Source organism: Agromyces sp. GL_144, from assembly GCF_057834305.1.
Genome location: NZ_CM174399.1, coordinates 3,779,970 through 3,799,080 on the forward strand (window position 1 = coordinate 3,779,970; position 19,111 = coordinate 3,799,080).

Genomic DNA, 19,111 nt, shown 5'->3' on the forward strand with positions numbered 1-19,111 from the left:
GCGGCATCCGCCCGCCCCGCGGCATCCGCCCGCCCCGCGGCATCCGCACGCCGATCGCAACCACTCGACCTGACGGAGCGCAGATGCGATCATCGGCGGGAGCCGTTCACCCGAGGAAGGCGAAGATGACGCACGAGGATTCCCCCATCCGGGTCTCGAGGCACGAATGGCGCCTGATCGCCGTTCGCACCTGGCACGAGTTCCGCATCAACCAGTCGTACGACATCGCGTCGGCGCTCACGTACTACGCGGTGCTGACGGTGTTCCCGGCGACGCTCGCGGGCCTCGCGATCCTCGGCGCGTTCGGCACGGCGCAGGACGTGACCCGCGACGTGCTCGCCGTCATCTCCGACCTCGGCGGCGACTCGGTCGCGGGCGCCCTCACCGGGCCGGTCGAGCAGTTGCTCGACAAGTCGCACCAGTGGTTCGCGATCTTCGTCGGACTCGCGGGCGCGCTCTGGTCGACCTCGGGCTACCTCGGCGTGTTCGGGCGCGGCATGAACCGCATCCTGCACGTCGGCGAGGGCCGTCCGTTCTGGACGTCGCGGCCGCTCATGCTGCTCGTCGCCGCGGCCGCGCTCGTGCTCGGCGGAGCGCTCGCCCTGATCCTGCTGCTCAGCGGTCCGATTGCGGATGCCGCGGCGAAGACCCTCGGCATGGATGAGGGCGTGGTGTTCTGGTGGGACCTCGCGAAGATCCCGCTCGCGCTCGCCCTGATGGCGCTCACGATCGCGCTGCTCTACTGGGCGACGCCGAACGTGCGGCGCCGCAACTTCCGGTGGTTCAGCGTCGGGGCGGTCGGCGCGATGCTGATCTGGGCCATCGCGACCGTGCTCTTCGGCTGGTACGCGCTGAGCTTCGGCACCTACGAGCGCAACTACGGCGTGCTCGGCGTCGCCGTCGCATTCATGCTCTGGTTCTGGCTCTCGAACCTCGCGATCCTGTTCGGCGCCGTGCTCGACACCGAGGTCGAACGGGTGCGCCAGCTGCGCTCGGGCATCCCGGCCGAGGAGCACCTGCACCTGCCACTGCGCGACGACCGCATGATCCGCAAGAACCGCAAGCAGCGCGAGGCCGACATGCGCGCCGCCGCCGAGCTGCGCCCGCCGGTCGACACGGAGTCGTTCGTGTAGAAGTGTCTCCTCCTAGAAGGGTCTCCTCCACGATCATCCCCTCGGGGAATCCGGCCCTCCAGGAATCCAGGGGCGCTTCACCTTCCGTAGCACTCAACCGACCACACGCTTCGCTACCGACTCGATCGCATCGAAGTAGAACACTTCGACATCCGGGCCAAGCGCCGCAGCAACCGAATGTGCGATTGCAAGACCTCTCGCGTAGAACGCACGCTCATCGTCGATACCAGCGAACCCCGAGAGCAAGGGATTCACTGAGTTGAAAGTGACGTCATACTCCGCCGACCAATTCTCCAGGTCGGTCACAATCTCTGCCGGAAGTCCAATCGCGTCCGGCGAAACGTTCGTCACTCCTAAAGGATCCTCAACCCACAACGGATACGACTCGTATTCGGCCATGACTCGAATTTTCAGATGCGCATCAGCCAACAGGGTTAGCCCCCACGATGAATCCGTTGTCACCGACTGTCACCGCAACTCGGGTTATCTCGCCACGGAACACCACCTCGTAGATGGGTCGACTGCGCTGCATGCCTACTACGATCCCACGGGAGGCCGCAGAGACGACCAGGTCCGCGATCTCACTCTCAGGCACCCCTGCGCGGCCGAAGTCGCTTGCGTGGCGTTCCAGGATATGGGTAAGGCCTGCTTTCGAATTGCCAGTCTCAAGGAAATCGATGCGGCCCGTTGCGTCCCTCGCCGCACCAACGACACTCCCTGGCGTGTGCTTTACCCCGGAAGCAGCTAGCTCACCGAGTAAGCGGTCTGCACTTCTAGCGACGTCGTCTGCGTTCGAGCTTACGACTTTTGCGCCCGTGGTACCGCTCCGCGCGGCAATTGCCCCGCCGAACACCAGCCCAAGGCCATAACAGTTGGTTGCCATGCAGTGAGTACCGATCATCTCCAATGCGGAAGATGCGTTGACGCGTAGGAGTTCAACAACGTCGTCTCGCTCGGCCGTGAAGTCTCTCTGGCTGCCGCAACCGATAAGCGTCGTCGACGCCGTCAACTGCGAACAGCTCCCGTCGAACGAGTCAATGACTTCCTTGAGCTGCGTTGCCACGGAATCCCATACCTGATCCGAGGAGGCGGTATGTCCCATAGTGCTGGTCTTGCCCGTACGCGCGTTGTACCCCTGGTCATCTCTGGCCCCGAGCGCGAGCAGCCCCGACGGATCCGACCGGCTCACCGGATTGCTCCCCGCATACGCATACGCGTTCCACTGCTGCGGGTCAGCAAGATCGATGATCGGATCCGGGCTGAGGAACCCACCCACGACCTCGTCGTAATACCTCGCCCCCAACAACGTCAGCCCCGTCGACTCATCCCTCGTCTTGCCCAAGAACTGACCATCACCAGGAACCGTGCCCGCAGCCGAAGCCCCCCGCCTGCCACCGAACGGATCCGTATACAACCGCTTCACCGGCGTCACCGCCGGATGCCCACCATTGGACACCGCCGCAACCGGCGTCCCATGCGCATCGCTGACCAACGACGTGACCGCAGACCCGAGACCGCGCCCGGTGCGCACCGCAACCGTCTGCCCCGCGAACTGGTAGTAGCGGGTGACTTGGACGTCACTGCCGCTGATGCGGATCTCCTGACCGCCCAGATACACCGTCGTCCCCGACGCATCCGCACGCACCAACCGGTCCCCGCCCGCGTCGTACACGAACGAGGCGTCACCGGTCGCGGTCAGCTCGCCCTCGACGTCCCACTCGTACCCGGTCGCCGTGCCCGTGGGGTCTGTCGCGAACCCGAAGATCGGGGAACGCGAAGCAGCCCAGGCGATGCTGGAACACGACCGGCACCTGATCCGACCCGGGCAGGTCATCATCGGCGACAAGGGCTTCGCTGGCCGCGAATTCGAGAGCTTCGTCACCCACGACCTGCGGGCGCACTTGATCCGACCCGACCGCAAGGACGAGACCCCGCGGTTCGGGAAGCTCGGCGGCATCCGGCAATGGGTCGAGTCCGTGTTCGACACATTGAAAGGCCAGCTCACCCTCGAAGATCACGGCGGACGCACTCCTGCCGGGGTCTACTCCCGCGTCGCCGCCAGACTCCTCGCCCTCGCCGCCGGCATCTGGCACAACTGGCTCACCGACGCCCCCGCCAAACGATCCCTCATCGCCTACGACCACTGAGACCAAACGGACTCACTCATCTAGTGGCGTCCGGCGGATCGTCGCCTCACGCCGGCGTCAGCCGGCGGACGAGGTCTTCCCAGCCGCTCGCCAGCCGCTCGAGGAAGGCCTGCTCGGCACGCTCGTCCTCCTGCGGGGCGGCGTAGAGCAGGAGCGGCACGTCCAGCGCGGCCGTGAGCTGCATCGCGAGGATATCCAGATCGGCGTCGGCGATAGGCACCTGCCGGAGCAGCATCCGGAGGTGCAGCTGGGTCATGCGGGCGGGCGGGCCGGCGGGCACGGGGGTGCGGCCGTCGAGCGCGGCACGGGCGATCGCGCGGTTCTGGTGCAGGAAGTGCAGGCGGGCGGTTCCGAACGCGATCAGCCGTTCGCGGGGTCCGGCCCCGGGGCCGAGGGGCGGCGGGCCCGAGAGCACGCGCGCCTGGAAGCCCCGCTCACCGTCGTCGAGCAGGGCCATGAAGATGCCCGAACGGGTGCCGAACCGACGGAATACCGTGCCCTTGCCCAGACCGGAGCGCTCGGCGAGCGCGTCCATGGTGATCTTCTCGATGCCCTCGTCGGCCAGCATGGCGCGCGCGGTCGCGATGAGCAGCGCCCGGTTGCGGACGGCATCGGCTCGCTCGGTGCTCACGTGCACGCACCCTCTCTCGTCGAGTGAAGTTCGGTCGACTTTACACTCCAGCATAAACGGGGTAGCGTTCCATTTAAGAAACGGGGGATAGTCCGTTTATTTCGAAAGAGAGTCAAGAGCCATATGTCGCAGTTCGATGTCGTCCCCGATGAGCAAGTCGTCGCCGCAACCGTCGCCGCGCTGGAGGCGCGGGGGTTCACCGCCGAGGTCGTGCCCGACCTGCCGGCCGCACGCGATGCCGTGCTCGCCCGCATCCCGAACGGCGCCAGGGTGTGGCGCAACACGTCCATCACGCTGGACGAGTCCGGCCTCACCGCCGAGGTCGACGACCCCGAAGGCCGTTACGAGTCCGTCCGCCTCGCGATGACGGCGGAGAACTTCGCCAGCCGCCGGATGAAGGAGATCGCCGGCGCTCCCGACTACGCGCTGGGCAGCGTTCACGCGATCACGCAGGAGGGCGAACTGCTCATCGGCTCGGCCTCCGGAAGCCAGTTCGCGACCCTGGCCTGGGGCGCGCAGAACGTGATCCTGGTCGTGGGCCTCCAGAAGGTCGTCCCCGACCTCGACGCCGCCCGCCGCCGGGTGCGCGAGCACAGCCTGCCGCTCGAGAGCGCGCGCGCCCGCGAGGCCTACGGGCAGGACAGCCGACTGAACAAGGTGCTCGAGATCCACGCCGAGATGCCCGGCCGCATCCACCTCGTGCTCGTGAACCGCGCCGTCGGCTTCTGAGCCGGTAGACGACGAAGGAACCGACAGTGGACATCGCAGTGTGGATCGTCTCGGGCCTCGTGGCCCTCATCCTCGGCGGCGCCGGGGCGAGCAAGCTCATCCAGTCGAAGGAGAAGATCCTCGAGAATCCCAACATGGGGTGGGCGGGCGACTTCAGCCCGCGGGCCATCAAGCTCATCGGCCTCGCCGAGGTGCTCGGCGCGATCGGACTCATCCTGCCGTGGGCACTCGGCATCCTGCCCGTGCTGACGCCGATCGCCGGCTACGCGCTCGCGGCGCTCATGATCGGCGCGGTGAGCGTGCACCTCCGCCGTCGCGAGTTCGCCGGGCTCCCGTTCGGGCTGCTGCTCATCGCCGGGTCGTTGTTCGTCGCCATCGCGCGCACGGTCGCCCTCTGACCCGCGGGCCGCGCTCGCCCGAACCTGGGCGAGCGCGAGTGGATGCGACGAGTGCGCGGCCGCGGCCTGTGCGCACTCGTCGCGTTCGCTCGCGTTCACGGTACCGGCCACGGGATTCCGGCCACGCGGCTCGGGCCACGCGATTCCGGCCACGCGCTCGGCACGGCACGCGGGCATGACGACGGCCCCGGGATCGGGGAGCCCGGGGCCGTCTCTGGGCCGCCTCCGCCGCGCGCGTCGCCGGCACGCGATGGAGGCGGGGTCAGTGGTGGTGGCCGATATCGCCACCAGGGGCGTCGCCGCCCGGAACGTCGCCGTGCAGTTCGCCGTGCGGAACGGCGTCCTGACCGGCCTCCGTCGCGGCGAGCGCGGGCGTGGCGAGCGCGGCGACGAGCACCGCCCCGGCCGCCATGCCGATCGCCGAGGCGCGGGCGCCCGAGCGCAGCGGGGTCGAGGCGTCCGTGCGGCGCCCGGCCGCGGCATCCGCTCGCCCGTCGGTCGCGGCGTCCGAGTCGCGCCGCCCCGCGGCATCCGCTTGCCCGTCATTCCGCGAGGCGTCGCGTGCCGAGCCATCGTGTGCCGAGCCATCGCGTACCGGGCCGTCGCGTCGCGACCGCAGCGCCGCAGCCGCCCCGAGGGCCACGACGACGATGAACACGTCGGCGGCGAGCAGCGGCAGCACCGCGATGCCCGCCGCCGAGGCGACGCCCGGGGCGACGAACGCAACCCCGGACGCCGCGATCAGCCCCAGCGACACGGCGAGCGTGCCTCCGGGAGTGGGTGCCCGGCCGGCCCGCAGCGCCGCCACGCCCCAGCCGAGGGCGGCGACGCCGCTCCCGACCAGCGCGACGGCCGCCGCAGTCCCCCAGACCGAGGCACCCAGGGCACCGGCGCCCACCGCGGTGAGCACGAGCCCGGCGCCGAGTGCGGCGAACATGGGCCAGCATCGCGTGAGGTCGCTCAGTGCCGACACGGCCGGGCTCCCTAGGCCGTCGCCGTGCGAGTCGACGAGACGGAGCGTTCGGCACCGACGCCGACTCCGAGCAGCACGAGCGCGCTCGCGAGGTGCAGGAAGTGGTCGGCGGTGTTCAGCGCGAGGATGTTCGCCGCCGTGCCCGCCAGGAAGAACCCGACGATGCCGAGCAGCAGGTACGCGGCGCCGACGACGGTGTTCGTCGTCTTGGCCGCACGCGCGCTCACGATGGCGGCCACGAGCAGCGCCGCACCGATGAGCAGGTGGGCGATGTTGTGCAGCGGGTTCACCGCGAAGACGCCGAGCAGCAGCCCGCCCTCGGTGGCGATGAAGCCGACGCCGCCGGTGACGGCGAAGCCGAGCAGTCCGACGACGAGGTAGACCGCGCCGAACACGGCGCCGACGATGCGATTGACAGAGCTTCCCATGATGTTCCTCCTCAGGTTCGCGGGCGGATGCCGCGACATGACGTTCGTTCGATCGGTGCGGGGTGCGGGGTGCTTCACCGCGCGGCGGAGCACCCCGCGTGAGCCGACTACATCGACGGCATCAGCACCGTGTCGATGAGGTAGACGGTCGCGTTGGCCGTGTGCACGCCGCCGCAGATGACCTTGGCGTCGTTGACCATCAGGTCGTCGCCAGAGCCGGTGACCTCGACGGTGCCGCCCTGCACGGTCGTCTGCGTGCCGACGACCTCATCGGGCGAGAGCTGGCCGGGCACGACGTGGTAGGTCAGGATCGACGTGAGGGTGTCGGCGTCGGTCTTCAGCGCCTCGATCGTGGCGGGGTCGATCTTCGCGAACGCGTCGTCGACGGGCGCGAAGACGGTGAACTCGTCGCCGTTCAGCGTGTCGACCAGGTTCACGTCGGGGTTCAGCTGACCCGAGACCGCCGCGGTGAGCGTGGTCAGGATCGGGTTGTTCGACGCCGCGACGGCGACCGGGTCCTCGGCCATGCCGGCGACCGATCCGGCGCCGTCGGGCACCTCTTCGGCGTAGGCGGCGCAGCCGGGGCCGACGAGGTCGGCGGCGGGGTCCATCTCGGTGGCCTCCTCGCTGGGGGCGGCCTCCTCGGACATCGTGGGTTCTTCGGACTCGGTCGACGTGCTACCGCCTGAGCTGCAGCCTGCCAGGCCGAGCATGGCGACGGCCGCGATCGAGAACACGGCGAGCGCGGTACGGGTGCTGCGGATGGATCGCATCGGATCTCCCCTTCGTAGTGGCCGGCCCGGAGCGGGTCGACACGGGGGATTCGGAGGGGCTCGCAGATCGGATTGGACGGAATTGCCTCTCGACCGTGTTTCGGTGCCCGAGTGCGGGATCGGCGCGACCGATTCCGCACTCCGGCACCGATTCGGCTGCGCCGGCGACATCCGCGACATCCGCGATATCCGCCGCATCCGCCCCGATCCAATCGGATCCGCCGTCGGCTCCGAATACCCGTCGACTCCCGAGACGAGGTGTCCCCGTGACCGCCTTCCCCGTCGCCGCGCCGCCCGGCGCCGACCCCGCCCCCGCCCCTCCCACGTTCGGATGACCCATGCGCTCCTATCGCGACCCGCCCCGCCCCGCAAGGGGCGGTCGACCGGGCCGCGCTCTGACATGCTGGGAACCGTGGTCGACGTCGCTGAGCAACCCGGGGGGCACCCCCGCGCGCTCGAGGACCTGCTCGTCGCCACGGCGGCCGGCGATCGCGACGCCTTCAGCGCCCTCTACGACGCGACGGCCGCCAGGGTCTTCGGACTCGTGCGCCGCCTGCTCGTCGACGCGGCCCAGGCCGAGGAGGTGACGCAGGACGTGTTCCTCGAGGCATGGCAGACGGCCGCCAGGTTCGATCCCGAGCGCGGCGCGGCGATCCCGTGGCTGCTGACGCTCGCGCACCGGCGGGCGGTCGACCGCGTGCGGGCGTCGCAGGCCTCGCGCGATCGCGACCTCAAGGCCGGTATCCGCGACCTCGACGTGCCGGTCGACGACGTGGCCGAGGCCGCCGAGATCGCGATCGAGCACGAGCGCGTCGCCGAGGCGCTCACCTCGCTCAGCCCCGCCCAGCGGGAGTGCATCGCGCTCGCCTACTACGGGGGCTGCACGCAGTCCGAGATCGCGACGAGACTCGAGGTGCCGCTCGGCACGGTGAAGACCCGGCTTCGAGATGGCATGATCCGATTGCGAGACGTACTGGGGGTGACGACATGAGCCGAGCCGAAGGCCCGACGGGCGACGAGTTGCGCGAGCTCCTCGACCTCGCCCCGGCGTACGCCCTCGACGCGCTCGACGGGTTCGAGCGCGCGCGGTTCGAACGCGCCCTCGCCGGTTCGCCCGAGCTGCAGGCCGAGGTCGACTCGTTCCGTGCGATCGCATCGGGCCTGGGCGAGGCCGCCGAACCCATCGCTCCCCCGCCGTCACTGAAGGCGGGCCTGTTCGATCGCCTCGACTCGGCACCGCAGGAGCGAGCCGCCGAGGCAGGGCGAGCGGATGCCGCGGAGCCGGCATCGCCCGCCGACCCCGGCCCCATCGTGGCCGACCCCGCCGCCGACTCCGACGCCGAGCCGGCACCCGTCGCCGACCTCGGCGAGCGCCGCAGCCGGCGGCGCCTCGCGGTCGTGCTCTCCTCGGCCGCAGCGGTCGTCGTGCTCATCGCGGTCGCCGTCGTGGGCGTGAACTGGTTCGGCCCGAACGGTTGGGGTGCGCAGCGCGAGATGACGGCCCTGGCCGAGGCATCCGATGCCCAGCAGCTCACGGCACCCGTCACCGGCGGCGGCGAGGTCACCCTCGTGACGTCGGCCGAACAGGGCCGGAGCGCCATCATCGCCGACGGTCTGAGCGCGCTCGGCGACGAGCACACCTACGAGCTCTGGTACATCGACGAGGCCGGTGCGGTCTCGGCGGGCACGTTCGACGTCGCGGGCGACGGTGAGACCTGGCGCATCCTCGAGGGCCAGTTCGCCCCGGGCACAGCCGTGGGCATCACGGTCGAGCCGGCCGGCGGCTCCGAGCAGCCCACCACCGACCCGGTCGCCGTCATCCAGACCTGAGCGCCCGGCGAACACGCGTCGCAGACGCACCGCACGACGCAGCCCGCGAAACTTTCGACAATTCGGTCGAGAAATCTCCATCCGAGCCGTCGCGCCGACGTGCCCTCCTGCGCCAGACTGAGGGACGTCCGGGCGTTCGCGCCCGACTCGAGGGGCATGCGAGTTCGAAGCCGAGGGGGCAACCGATGACCGATTCCGTGACATCCGAGCAGGCGCCGACGCAGGAGCGGCGATCGTGGGCGCCCATGGTCGGGCTCTTCCTCGCCCAGGTGCTCATGTCGTTCAACGTGGCCGCCCTGCCGATCTCGCTCGGCGGCATGGTCGAGGACTTCGGGGTGCCGCCGACGGTCGCGAGCACGACGATCGTGGTCTACGGCCTCGCGGTCGCGGCCCTCGTCATGACGGGAGCGAAGCTCGGGCAGCGCGTCGGCTGGGTGCTCATCTTCCGCTGCGTGCTCGTCGTGTTCGCGGCATCCTCGCTGATCATGATCGTCTCCCCGACGATCGGGTGGGCCATCACGGGGCAGGTGCTCGCGGGCGCCGCGGCGGCCATCATCGTTCCCGCGCTCGTCGCGCTGATCGCCGAGAACTACCGCGGCACCCAGCAGGCGACCGCGGTCGGCTCGCTCGGTTCGGCGAGGGCGTTCTCGGGCATCAGCGCCTTCCTCATCGGCGGCACGCTCGGCACGTTCGTCGGATGGCGGCCGATCTTCTTCATCACGCTCGCACTGGCCGTGGCGGTGTTCGCGCTGAGCTTCGGCCTGCGCTCGGATCGCGGCGACAAGTCCGTGCGCATCGACCTCGTCGCGTCGCTGCTCATCGGCGCGGCGATCGTGCTGCTCACGCTCGGGTTCAACAACCTCAACTCCTGGGGCATCCTGCTCGCCGAGCCCGGGGCGCCGTTCGACGTCATCGGGCTCTCGCCCGCACCCGTCTTCGTCGTCGTCGGGCTCGTGCTCGGCCAGTCGTTCTTCCTCTGGACGAGGCGACGGATGCGTCGCGGGCTGGTGCCGCTCGTCGACCTCAGCGTGCTCGGGCACAAGCGCGAGCGCGCGGCGGTGTACGCGATGTTCATCATCGTGTCGATGGAGGCGGCCGTGAACTTCACGGTGCCGACCTACATCCAGGTCGTGCAGGGCCGCACGCCCTTCGACACCTCGCTCGCGATGATGCCGTTCAACCTCACCGTGTTCGTCACGGCGACCCTCATCGTGCGCTTCTACGGCCGCTTCAGCCCGCGCAGCATCGCGCTCTTCTCGTTCGGCCTCACGACGGTCGCCCTCGTCTGGCTCTCGTTCGTGGTGACGAACAACTGGGAGACGGTGCCGACGATCCTCGGCCTCATCGTCTTCGGCATCGGCCAGGGTGCGCTCGTCACGCTCGTCTTCAACGTGCTCGTCACCGCCGCGCCGAAGGAGCTCGCCGGCGACGTCGGTTCGATCCGCGGCACGACGCAGAACCTCGCCTCGGCGGTCGGCACCGCCGTCATGGGCGCCCTGCTCGTCACGATGCTGACGCTGAACATCACGAACGCCGCCACCGAGCACCCCGACCTGCCGGGCGACCTGATCGCGCAGGTCGACCTCGACGAGGTGAACTTCGTCAGCAACGACGACCTGAAGGCCGTGCTGAGCGAGACCACGGCGACGCCGGCGCAGGTCGACGCGGCCGTCGCCCTCAACGAGGAGGAGCGCCTGCACACGCTGCGGCTCGGATTCCTGATCCTGGCCGGGCTGAGCGCGGTCGCGGCGATCCCCGCGTCGAGGCTGCCGAAGTACCGACCGGAGGAGATCCCTGACCCGTCGGCCGAGTGACGACCTCCCTGCTACCAGGGCATCGGACGATGGGGGCCGCGCTCGGAGTCGTCGGGGAACTCGGGCAGCTCGGTGCCACCGGCCCGGATGCACAGCCAGCGCAGCTCGCCGTCGCTGTCGGGCGAGCAACGCCATGTGCGCCAGACGCCCTGGCCCACGCGCACGACGGATCCGGCCCACTCACCAGCGCAGCCTATCGACGCGAAACGAACGCGTAACCCGGTCTGCCTACACTTGAGGACGCCGCGGGGGCCCACGGAACACCGAGGGACCCCGCTGCATTCGCTCCGATCCCCGCGCCACCCCTGCGGGCCACGAGAGGCCACCACAGATGACCACGAACCAACCCGTCACCGTGTCGATCCGGCGCGAGGTCGACCCCGATCGCATCCCCGAGGTGACCGCCTGGGTGCAGGCGGGCATCAACCGGGCGAACCGCTTCCCCGGGTTCCTCGGCTCGGGCTGGGTGCGCGCCGCAGAGGACTCCGATGTCTGGCACGTGCTCTACCGCTTCTCGAGCGAGCAGACGCTCGACGCCTGGGAGCACTCCGACGAACGCAGGGCGTGGCTCGCCACCGGCGAGGGCCTCGTGCGCTCCGAACGCTCGCGTCGTCGCACCGGCATCGAGGGCTGGTTCGACGAGCCGCCGACCGGTTCCGTTCCGGCGATCGATCCCGCCGCGGCATCCGACGCCGAAGACCTGCCGCCCGCGCCCCCGCGGTGGAAGCAGGCCGTCACCATCTGGCTCGGCTTCTTCCCGGTCAACCTCGTCTTCACCTACCTGGTCACCCCGGTGCCGGGCTGGGGCGAACTGCCGATCTGGCTCCGCGTGCTCGCGACCACCCTCGTGCTCACGCCGATCATGACGTACTGGGTGCTGCCGTTCGTCACGCGCTCGTTGCGCGGCTGGCTCGCGCCGCGCACCACCTGAGCGGATGCCTCGGGCCGGGTGCCCGTCAGTCGCCGAAGGGCGCGCGCGCCGAACCGGGGCGCGCGCCCGTCAGATGCACTTCGCGGCTTCGGCGATCTGCGCGTCCGACGGCCGGCCGTAGGCCTGGATGCCGGACCCTTCGACGTCGTACCCCGACGCGATCGCCCACGCGGTGGCCCACATCTCGTCGTCGCCGGCGAACACCGGGCCGGTGAAGAGCGGATCGCACTCGTCGCGCACGACCTGGGCGTGCCCGACCTCGTGCACGATGACGGCCTTCACGTTGACGTCGTCGGTCCAGTCCCAGCCGATGCTGTGGCTGAACTGGATCGCGGCCCAGCCGCCGTCGGTGTAGCGGTAGCTGGCGTTGCCCGCGTACCACCCGTCGCTCGGGTGGTCGTTGACCGTGTACGCCCAGGTGAAGTCGAGGTTCACGCCGTGCGCGATCGAGCGCGCGAACTCCTCGACGGGCCCGCGCTCGGCGTACTCGGGCTCGGCTCGGCGCGCGGATTCGGCCTCGCCGGAGACGCGCAGTGCGTCGACGGCCTTCGAGAGCTGCGCGTAGGCGCCCACACTGTCGGGCTCCTCCGCCCAGCCGTCGCCCGCCTGGTCGATGCCGTGCTGCACGGCGATGCGCGACTCGTAGGTGGCGACCGCGTTCGCCTCGAGCGCGTCTGCGGCGCTCTCGGCGGCCGACGCGTAGAACGCGACGCGCGCGTCCTCGGCGAGCGCCGCGGCGGTGTCGATCGACGTCGCGTCCTCGGAGAACGTCTCGAGCTCGGCGAGCAGCGCGTTGCCGCGGTCGCGCGTCTCGAGCAGCTCGACGATGCTGATCCAGGCCGGGCGCACGTCGCTCTCGTCGTATGCGATCGGGTCGGGCAGCGGCGAGATCCTGGTGCCGGCGCCCTCGGTCGCCGTCGTCGCCGCGGCGTCCAGCTCGTCGGCGAGCTCGTCGGATCCGAGGCCGTCCACGGCCACCGCCGCGACGCGCGCCGCTCGGTCGCCCGCGTCGGATGCGCGGGTGATCGCGGCCTTCAGGTCGCCGAGCGCATCCTCGGTGCGCTGCTCGATCTCGGCCACCTTCACGATGTGCTCGTTGCGCACCGTGTGCGCGAACCATCCGGATGCCAGGTACGTGCCGGTCGCACCGAGCAGCACAACACCGACCGCGAGCACCGGGATCCACCAGGTGCGGCGGCGCCGGGGCTCGGCCGGGTCGTGCTCGGCGGGCGCGGCGGGCGCGGCAAGCGCGGCGGCGGGCGCGGCGGGCACGGCATCGGCCGCGGTCTCGGTGGTGCCTGGCGCGGTCTCGGTGGCGCCTGGCGCGGTCGCGTCGTCGGTCATGCGGTCAGCCTTCGTTCGGGGCCGCACAGCACGGCTGCATGACTGTACCCGCGCCGACGGCCCCGGCGCCACGCGGCGTCGTCACGCTTGCGTAACGAGGCCGTCGGGCATGCCGTCGCCCGCCGTCAGACCCCGTCGCCGGCAGCATCGCGAGCGGATGCCGCGACCGCACCTCGATGCTCGCGAATGCGCCGCACGACCAGCACGACGAGCCCGACGCCGATCGCCCCGTAGACGAGGTAGTCGAGGTATTGCAGCCAGTGGTCGAGCAGTTCGTGCTGGGTTCCGAGCGCGGCACCGACACCGATGAGCAGGGAGTTCCAGGCCGCCGAGCCGAGCGCCGTGAAGAGCACGAACGTGAGCAGCGGCATCCGATCGGCCCCTGCCGGGAGCGAGATCAGGCTGCGCACGCCCGGGATCATGCGGCCGAACAGCACCGACCAACGACCGTGGCGGTGGAACCATTCGGCCCCGCGCTCGAGGTCGGTGCGGCTGACGAGGCGGGTCCACGCGATCCAGTCGATGGCGCGGCGAATGCCGATGGCCGCGCCGAGCACGTAGAGCAGCAGCGCGCCGAGCACGGATGCGAGCGTCGACCAGAGGATGAGCCATCCGAGGTGCAGGTCGCCCGATTGGCTGAGGTAGCCCGCGAACGGCAGGATCACCTCGCTCGGAATCGGCGGGATGAGCACCTCGAGGAACACCAGCACGCCCACGCCGACATCGCCCATGGCGTTCAGGATGTCGGCGGCGAAGCCGGTGAGGCCCGTGAAGCCGTGGTCGGCGGTCTCGAGGGTCGTGGTCGCGAGGGCGGTGGTCGCGAAGGTCGTCAGGGGAGTCATGCGGCTCCGATAGTCGGCGGTCGGTGGAGGATGCCCGTCGGGCGGCCCACGTTATCGACAGATGGTGAACGGATGCTGGGTCTTCACCGCGATCAGCGAGCGGATGCCTCGGGCGTCTCTCGGCGGTTCGTGTCCTCGCCGTCGTCCTCGCTCAGGGAACGGGCCATGCTCCGCAGCATCCTGAGGGCATCGGCCCGCTCCTCCTTCGTCATGCCCCGCAGCATCCGGACCTCGACGGACCGCACCGCGACGGTCGCCTCCTCGAGAGCCCGCCGACCGCGTGGCGTGAGCTGGGCGGGAAGGATCTTTCCGACGCGCGCCTCCACCGGCCTGGTCACGGAGCCGTCCCGTTCGAGGGCCTGAAGCAGCACGTTCATCGACTGCCGCGTCACGAAGGTCCCGCGCGCGAGCTCGGAGTTCGACAGGCCGGGTCGCTGCGCGAGCAATTCGAGGCAGGAGTAGTGCGTCACGGTCATGCCCAGCGGGCGCAGCACCGCCTCCATGGCGGCACGGAGGGCGCTCGACGCCTCCTTCAGCACGTAGCCCAGGGACGTCTCGAGGTCGATGCCGTCTTGACTCATGTCAGTATTCTGACATATGGTGGTTCATGTCAGATACCTGACACGTACCGAAGGAAGCATCCCATGCCCGTCACCGGCCCCGACTTCATCTCCCTCCAGGCTCGCGACCTCGCCGCATCGCAGGCGTTCTACGAGCAGTACCTCGGCCTGGTCCGCTCGCAGGCCGGTCCGCCTCACGCCGTCGTCTTCGAGACGTCCCCGATCGCGTTCGCGCTTCGAGACCTCGTTCCCGGCACCGATCTCGCGGCCGCACCCCAGCCGGGCATCGGGGCCGCGATCTGGCTCCACGCCACCGACGTCCAGGCCATCCACGACGCGCTCGTCACCGACGGCCACACGATCGTCGCGGCACCCATCGACGGCCCGTTCGGTCGCACCTTCACCTTCGCCGACCCCGACGGCTACCAGATCACCCTCCACGACCGGGCCTGACGAGCGGCCGCGTCTCGAGCGGTGGAGCATGATGGTTCCATGCCCGCCGCCCACCGTCCCGGCCTTCGGGTCGATGCCGGGCTCACGATCCCCGAGTCCGAGCTGTCGTGGCGCTTCTCGCGGTCATCCGGCCCCGGCGGGCAGGGCGTGAACACCGCCGACTCGCGCGTCGAGCTCGTGTGGGATGCCGCGGGGTCGCCCGTGCTCTCCCCGCTCCAGCGTGAGCGGATCCTCGAGCGGCTGGGCAATCGCATCGCCGACGGGGTCCTCACGATCGCGGCATCCGAGCACCGCGCGCAACTGCGCAACCGGGAGGCCGCGCGCGCTCGTCTCGCCGCCGTCGTGGCCGATGCGCTGCGGCCGCCGTCACCCTCGCGGCGGCCGACCAAGCCGACTCGAGGCGCCAAGGAACGACGCCTCGACGCCAAGAAGCGGCGCACCGACGTCAAGCAACTGCGTCGCCCACCCCAGGACTGACCGCCGACCGGCTCCCCTCAGCGACGGTCGACCTGACGAGTCAACGCTGCTGGAGTCCGGCGATCAGGAGCTCCACGGCCGCCCGCGACTCCGATGCCCACATGGGGCGGTCGGATGCGGAGCCGATGCCGTGGAGCACGATCATCACCGCCCCCGGATCCACGTCGCGGATGGTGCCGTCTGCGGACGCACGGGCCATCAGGTCGGCGACCGTGCGTTCGAGTTCGCTCCCGCCGACGGATTGCACTGCGGGGTCGACGACGGCGGCGAGTGTCAACGCGAGCCCCGCATGCTCGAGCACGTAGTCGACGAAGCCGCGCAGGAACGCGTCGAGGTTCTCGCTCGCCGACCGCGTCGAGTCGCGCGCCTGCTCGCAGAGCGCGGCCACCTCCCCCTCGTAGACCGCGGCAGCCAACGCCTCGCGCGTGGGGAAATGCCGGTACAGGGTTCCCACGCCCACGCCGGCTCGCGCCGCGAAGTCATCGAAGCGCAACTGCTCGCCCTGATCGAATGCCGACCGCGCGGCCGCCACGATCGCGTCCCGGTTGCGGCGGGCATCGGCCCGCAACGCTCTCGATTCGGCCATGAGCCCTCCCGTTTGACAATCGGAGATCGTCTCCATATCTTGATAAGCGGAGACAACCTCCATCTTATTCGAGGGGACTCGGCATGCGTATTCTGATGTTCGGCCGCGGCGTGATCGCGACGATCTACGGGCAGGTGCTCCAAGCGGCCGGGAACGAGGTGGAGTTCTACGTCCGCCCGGGTCGCACCGCCGAGTACGGCGATGACGTGCAGGTCGAGGTGATCGATGCACGCCGCCGGCCGCTCGGCACGCGAGTCCACGAGTCGTTCCGCACCTCATTGCGGGAATCCGTCGCCCCGGAAGACGGGTTTGATCTGGTCGTGCTCAGCGTCGCGCATCATCGCCTCGCCGAGGCGGCCGCGTTCCTGGCGCCCCGAATCGGCGATGCCACGGTGCTGGTGTTCGGCAATGTCTGGGATGAGCCGCTCGACGCCGTCGCGCCGCTTCCTGCCGATCGCGTCGTGTTCGGCTTCCCGCAGGCGGGCGGTGGCTTCGACGAGCACGGAGTGCTGCATGGCGCGCTGACGCGATCCGTCATCATCGGCACGGCCGGCCCATCGCCGAGTCGGCGGGAGTCGGAGGTGCAGTCGGCCTTCCGTCAGGCCGGTCTCAGCGTTCGAGAAGAGCGGGACATGCGAGGGTGGTTGTGGCTGCACTTCGCCGCCGACGCCGGCATGTTCGCCGAGGGCCTTCGGGTCGGGGGCCTGGCGAACATGATCGGAGACCGCCGGGCGTTCCGAGACGCGTTCTTGACGGCTCGCGAACTGCTCCCGCTCTTGGAGGCTCGAGGCGTCGATCTCCGGCAGCACGGCACCGCCCTGCTGCCCTACCGCCTGCCTCGTCTGTTCGGCACGGTCTCGGCCGGAGCGACCGCACTGCTCCCGATCGCCCAGGCCAGCCTTGCCGCGCACACCGACCCGCACGCCGCCGAGCCGCGCGCCGTCCTCGAGGACGCACTGCGCGAAGCCCGCCGGTTCGGCATCGCGGTGCCCCGCCTCGAACAGTCGGTCGCGGCTCACCGCCCGTGAGCCGATCTCCGCGCCGACACCCTGGTCGGCGCGCGATTCAGCGGCATAGGATGCCACGATGAACGATGAAGCGGCGATGACCACGTCGCACGAGATCAGGCCGCTCACTCCCGAGACGTTCCCGGCTTGGCTGGCGCTCGCGCAGAAGCACAACGGAGTCTGGGGCGGCTGCTACTGCTCGTACTTCCACGACGACACCGAGCACACCTCCAAGGAGGAGGTCGACCGGCCGACGTTCAAGCAGCGGCTCGTGGCGGAGGGCGTCGCGCACGCCGCGCTCGTCTTCGACGGCGACGACGCGATCGCGTGGTGCGAGTACGGCAGCCCGGCCGAACTTCCGAACATCTACCACCGCAAGCAGTACGACGCGGGCGAGTCCGATCCGGCACCGTGGCGCATCACCTGCTTCTTCGTCGACCGCGACCACCGACGGTCGGGAGTGGCACGTGAAGCGCTGGACGGCGCGCTCGAGTTGATCGCCCAGGCCGGTGGAGGCGAGGTGGTCTCGTTCCCCAACGAACTCGTCCCCGGCAAGAAGACCTCGTCCTCCTTCCTCCACAACGGCACGCGGGCCATGTTCGAGAAGGCCGGATTCACGTTCGAGCGTCACATCGGCAAGAGCAAGACCGTGATGCGCAAGACGGTTCCTCCGGCCGACGACTGACGCCGGGTTCGCAGGGCGGAGCGAAGCACTTCAAGGAACGACATCGATGGACCTCCATGGGGTGAGTGAAACAGCACATCTTCACCGCCGTGCTGAAGGAGCGCATGCCGCGATTGAGTGCACCCGAGGCCCTCCTCGGGCACGGGACGTTCGCCGACGACCCCACGTCGCTCGTCGCCGAGCTCATCGCGTTCTATCGAGAGAGCTTCCCGATCGCCGCATCGATGCTCGGCAGCGCATCGCTGCGTGCCGCCCACCGGGCCAGTGCCGGCCGGCTGGGCGGCGGCCCGCAGGTGCCGGCATTGCTCGTGCAGCGGTACATCGAAGCCGAGGTCGCGGCTGGCGGTGTCAATACGAACGCGGATCCGGCGGTCGCCGCTCGCGTTCTCGCCGGCGCCGCGCTGTTCGAAACGCTCCAGGCCGCCTACTCCGACGCACCTCGCACCGACACGCGCGCGCTGGCCACGACGATCGTGGCTACCACCCTCGATGGACTCGTGTGACGACCGCTCGCCGGTCAGCGCCCGTCGGTCAGCGCCCGCCGCCGATGCGCCGCGCGAGCGTCGTGGCGGCGTCGAGCACCTCGGCCACGACGCGGTCGCGCAGCTCTGCGCCGGCGTCGTCGGGGAACGTGACGGCGATCGCGGCGGCCGGCCATCCGAGGTGATCCACCACGGGCGCCCCGGCCGATGCCAGCCCGGGCGTCACCTCGCCGTCCTCGGCGGCCCAGCCCTGCGCGCGCACCTCTGCGAGCACGCGCTTCAGGCGCCCGTAGGTCCACTCCGCGGCATCCGCTTCAGCTGACGGATGCCTCGATGCGAACGCCGCCCGATCGGGATACAGCGCCCGCAGCTGGGCCGGCGGCAGCTCGGCGAGCATCGCCCGCCCGGTCGCGGTGAGGTGCGCGGGCAGGCGCACGCCCACGTCAGTCACGAGCGACGGACGCCGCGGCGCGCGCTCCTCGACGAGGTAGAGCACGTCGCGTCCGTGCAGCACCGCGAGGTGGCCGCTCTCTCCGAGCCGGTCGACGACGGATGCCACGAGCGGGCGCCCGAGCCGCGCGAGCGGCTGCTGGCGGCTGAACCCGCTCGAGAGCTCGAACGCGGCGACGCCCAGGCCGTAGCGGCGCTCCTCGGGCAGGTGCACGACGAAGCCGCGCTCGGCCATGACGGCGAGCAGGTGGTACACCGTCGAGCGTGGAATGCCGAGGGCCTGGGCGATGGTCGCCGCCGGCACGGGCCCGCGCTGGGCCGCGAGGTGACTCAGGATCGCGAGCGTCTGGTCGGCGGCGGGCACCTTCGACGGCGTCTCCATGCGCTCTCCCGCCCGGGCCCGTCGTCTGGAATCCCGGACGCCAGCGTACTCCCGGC

Annotated in this window: 24 protein-coding genes and 1 pseudogene; 13 read left to right on the forward strand and 12 right to left on the reverse strand. The window is 70.3% G+C overall.

Features of this window, described 5'->3' with window-relative positions:
- Positions 1-125 precede the first annotated feature (125 nt).
- Positions 126-1,133: a YihY/virulence factor BrkB family protein gene (locus AC3IPY_RS17335; RefSeq protein ID WP_489185508.1), complete on the forward strand. Its 1,008-nt coding sequence runs from the start codon at positions 126-128 to the stop codon at positions 1,131-1,133.
- Between the two features lie 93 nt (positions 1,134-1,226).
- Here AC3IPY_RS17335 and AC3IPY_RS17340 read toward each other — a convergent pair whose 3' ends face one another.
- On the reverse strand, positions 1,227-1,532 hold the full coding sequence (locus tag AC3IPY_RS17340) for a hypothetical protein (protein ID WP_489185509.1): 306 nt from the start codon (positions 1,530-1,532) through the stop codon (positions 1,227-1,229).
- 22 nt (positions 1,533-1,554) lie between these two features.
- Complete coding sequence (locus AC3IPY_RS17345; RefSeq protein ID WP_489185510.1) at positions 1,555-2,805, reverse strand: RHS repeat-associated core domain-containing protein; 1,251 nt, start codon at positions 2,803-2,805, stop codon at positions 1,555-1,557.
- A 70-nt stretch (positions 2,806-2,875) separates the two neighbouring features.
- Here AC3IPY_RS17345 and AC3IPY_RS17350 point away from each other — a divergent pair.
- Positions 2,876-3,280, forward strand: a pseudogene (locus AC3IPY_RS17350) (transposase); the annotation flags it as partial.
- Between the two features lie 46 nt (positions 3,281-3,326).
- Here the strand turns inward: AC3IPY_RS17350 and AC3IPY_RS17355 are convergent.
- Positions 3,327-3,911, reverse strand: a complete 585-nt coding sequence (locus tag AC3IPY_RS17355; RefSeq protein WP_489185511.1) for a TetR/AcrR family transcriptional regulator — start codon at positions 3,909-3,911, stop codon at positions 3,327-3,329.
- Positions 3,912-4,034: 123 nt separating this feature from the next.
- Between AC3IPY_RS17355 and AC3IPY_RS17360 the strand changes: the two genes are divergently transcribed.
- Both AC3IPY_RS17360 and AC3IPY_RS17365 read left to right on the forward strand, forming a co-directional pair.
- On the forward strand, positions 4,035-4,640 hold the full coding sequence (locus AC3IPY_RS17360; RefSeq protein ID WP_489185512.1) for an LUD domain-containing protein: 606 nt from the start codon (positions 4,035-4,037) through the stop codon (positions 4,638-4,640).
- A gap of 26 nt (positions 4,641-4,666) precedes the next feature.
- A complete protein-coding gene (locus AC3IPY_RS17365; protein ID WP_489185513.1) occupies positions 4,667-5,038 on the forward strand; it encodes a DoxX family protein in 372 nt (123 codons plus the stop codon).
- 262 nt (positions 5,039-5,300) lie between these two features.
- Here the strand turns inward: AC3IPY_RS17365 and AC3IPY_RS17370 are convergent, their stop codons facing one another.
- From AC3IPY_RS17370 to AC3IPY_RS17380, 3 genes are all read right to left on the reverse strand, one after another.
- Positions 5,301-6,011 (reverse strand): TrbL/VirB6 family protein, encoded by a 711-nt coding sequence (locus AC3IPY_RS17370; protein ID WP_489185514.1) that lies wholly within the window; start codon positions 6,009-6,011, stop codon positions 5,301-5,303.
- An 11-nt stretch (positions 6,012-6,022) separates the two neighbouring features.
- Positions 6,023-6,439: a DUF4383 domain-containing protein gene (locus AC3IPY_RS17375; RefSeq protein WP_489185515.1), complete on the reverse strand. Its 417-nt coding sequence runs from the start codon at positions 6,437-6,439 to the stop codon at positions 6,023-6,025.
- A 107-nt stretch (positions 6,440-6,546) separates the two neighbouring features.
- The gene (locus tag AC3IPY_RS17380) at positions 6,547-7,212 is read right to left on the reverse strand and encodes a fasciclin domain-containing protein (RefSeq protein WP_489185516.1); all 666 of its coding nucleotides are present in this window, start codon (positions 7,210-7,212) and stop codon (positions 6,547-6,549) included.
- Positions 7,213-7,612: 400 nt separating this feature from the next.
- Between AC3IPY_RS17380 and sigK the strand changes: the two genes are divergently transcribed.
- The 3 genes from sigK to AC3IPY_RS17395 all read left to right on the forward strand — a co-directional run bounded on the left by sigK (position 7,613) and on the right by AC3IPY_RS17395 (position 10,856).
- The gene (sigK, locus tag AC3IPY_RS17385; protein WP_489185517.1) at positions 7,613-8,203 is read left to right on the forward strand and encodes an ECF RNA polymerase sigma factor SigK; all 591 of its coding nucleotides are present in this window, start codon (positions 7,613-7,615) and stop codon (positions 8,201-8,203) included.
- Positions 8,200-9,042, forward strand: a complete 843-nt coding sequence (locus AC3IPY_RS17390) for an anti-sigma factor (protein WP_489185519.1) — start codon at positions 8,200-8,202, stop codon at positions 9,040-9,042. Before sigK ends, AC3IPY_RS17390 begins: the two co-directional genes overlap by 4 nt.
- 185 nt (positions 9,043-9,227) lie before the next feature.
- The gene (locus AC3IPY_RS17395) at positions 9,228-10,856 is read left to right on the forward strand and encodes an MFS transporter (protein ID WP_489185520.1); all 1,629 of its coding nucleotides are present in this window, start codon (positions 9,228-9,230) and stop codon (positions 10,854-10,856) included.
- Positions 10,857-10,867: 11 nt separating this feature from the next.
- On the opposite strand, the gene AC3IPY_RS17400 is transcribed toward AC3IPY_RS17395, so the two are convergent.
- Entirely contained in the window at positions 10,868-11,020 is a 153-nt protein-coding gene (locus tag AC3IPY_RS17400; RefSeq protein ID WP_489185521.1) for a hypothetical protein, read from the reverse strand.
- A gap of 167 nt (positions 11,021-11,187) precedes the next feature.
- Here AC3IPY_RS17400 and AC3IPY_RS17405 point away from each other — a divergent pair, with 167 nt between their 5' ends.
- Positions 11,188-11,787, forward strand: a complete 600-nt coding sequence (locus AC3IPY_RS17405; protein WP_489185522.1) for an antibiotic biosynthesis monooxygenase — start codon at positions 11,188-11,190, stop codon at positions 11,785-11,787.
- A 69-nt stretch (positions 11,788-11,856) separates the two neighbouring features.
- Here the strand turns inward: AC3IPY_RS17405 and AC3IPY_RS17410 are convergent, their stop codons facing one another.
- The 3 genes from AC3IPY_RS17410 to AC3IPY_RS17420 form a co-directional block, all read right to left on the reverse strand.
- Complete coding sequence (locus tag AC3IPY_RS17410; protein WP_489185523.1) at positions 11,857-13,131, reverse strand: hypothetical protein; 1,275 nt, start codon at positions 13,129-13,131, stop codon at positions 11,857-11,859.
- 125 nt (positions 13,132-13,256) lie between these two features.
- Complete coding sequence (locus AC3IPY_RS17415) at positions 13,257-13,973, reverse strand: DedA family protein (protein WP_489185524.1); 717 nt, start codon at positions 13,971-13,973, stop codon at positions 13,257-13,259.
- 92 nt (positions 13,974-14,065) lie between these two features.
- Positions 14,066-14,554, reverse strand: coding sequence for a MarR family winged helix-turn-helix transcriptional regulator (locus AC3IPY_RS17420; protein ID WP_489185525.1), 489 nt, complete (start codon positions 14,552-14,554; stop codon positions 14,066-14,068).
- 63 nt (positions 14,555-14,617) lie between these two features.
- Here AC3IPY_RS17420 and AC3IPY_RS17425 point away from each other — a divergent pair, with 63 nt between their 5' ends.
- Both AC3IPY_RS17425 and arfB read left to right on the forward strand, forming a co-directional pair.
- A complete protein-coding gene (locus AC3IPY_RS17425) occupies positions 14,618-14,986 on the forward strand; it encodes a VOC family protein (RefSeq protein WP_489185526.1) in 369 nt (122 codons plus the stop codon).
- A gap of 39 nt (positions 14,987-15,025) precedes the next feature.
- A complete protein-coding gene (gene arfB / locus AC3IPY_RS17430) occupies positions 15,026-15,463 on the forward strand; it encodes an alternative ribosome rescue aminoacyl-tRNA hydrolase ArfB (RefSeq protein ID WP_489185527.1) in 438 nt (145 codons plus the stop codon).
- Positions 15,464-15,503: 40 nt separating this feature from the next.
- Here arfB and AC3IPY_RS17435 read toward each other — a convergent pair whose 3' ends face one another.
- Positions 15,504-16,085, reverse strand: a complete 582-nt coding sequence (locus AC3IPY_RS17435) for a TetR/AcrR family transcriptional regulator (RefSeq protein ID WP_489185528.1) — start codon at positions 16,083-16,085, stop codon at positions 15,504-15,506.
- 47 nt (positions 16,086-16,132) lie between these two features.
- Between AC3IPY_RS17435 and AC3IPY_RS17440 the strand changes: the two genes are divergently transcribed.
- From AC3IPY_RS17440 to AC3IPY_RS17450, 3 genes are all read left to right on the forward strand, one after another.
- Positions 16,133-17,077, forward strand: a complete 945-nt coding sequence (locus AC3IPY_RS17440; protein ID WP_489185529.1) for a ketopantoate reductase family protein — start codon at positions 16,133-16,135, stop codon at positions 17,075-17,077.
- A gap of 58 nt (positions 17,078-17,135) precedes the next feature.
- The gene (locus AC3IPY_RS17445; protein WP_489185530.1) at positions 17,136-17,741 is read left to right on the forward strand and encodes a GNAT family N-acetyltransferase; all 606 of its coding nucleotides are present in this window, start codon (positions 17,136-17,138) and stop codon (positions 17,739-17,741) included.
- Between the two features lie 65 nt (positions 17,742-17,806).
- A complete protein-coding gene (locus AC3IPY_RS17450) occupies positions 17,807-18,244 on the forward strand; it encodes a hypothetical protein (protein WP_489185531.1) in 438 nt (145 codons plus the stop codon).
- Positions 18,245-18,272: 28 nt separating this feature from the next.
- Here the strand turns inward: AC3IPY_RS17450 and AC3IPY_RS17455 are convergent, their stop codons facing one another.
- Positions 18,273-19,055: an IclR family transcriptional regulator gene (locus AC3IPY_RS17455; protein WP_489185532.1), complete on the reverse strand. Its 783-nt coding sequence runs from the start codon at positions 19,053-19,055 to the stop codon at positions 18,273-18,275.
- Positions 19,056-19,111: the final 56 nt, after the last annotated feature.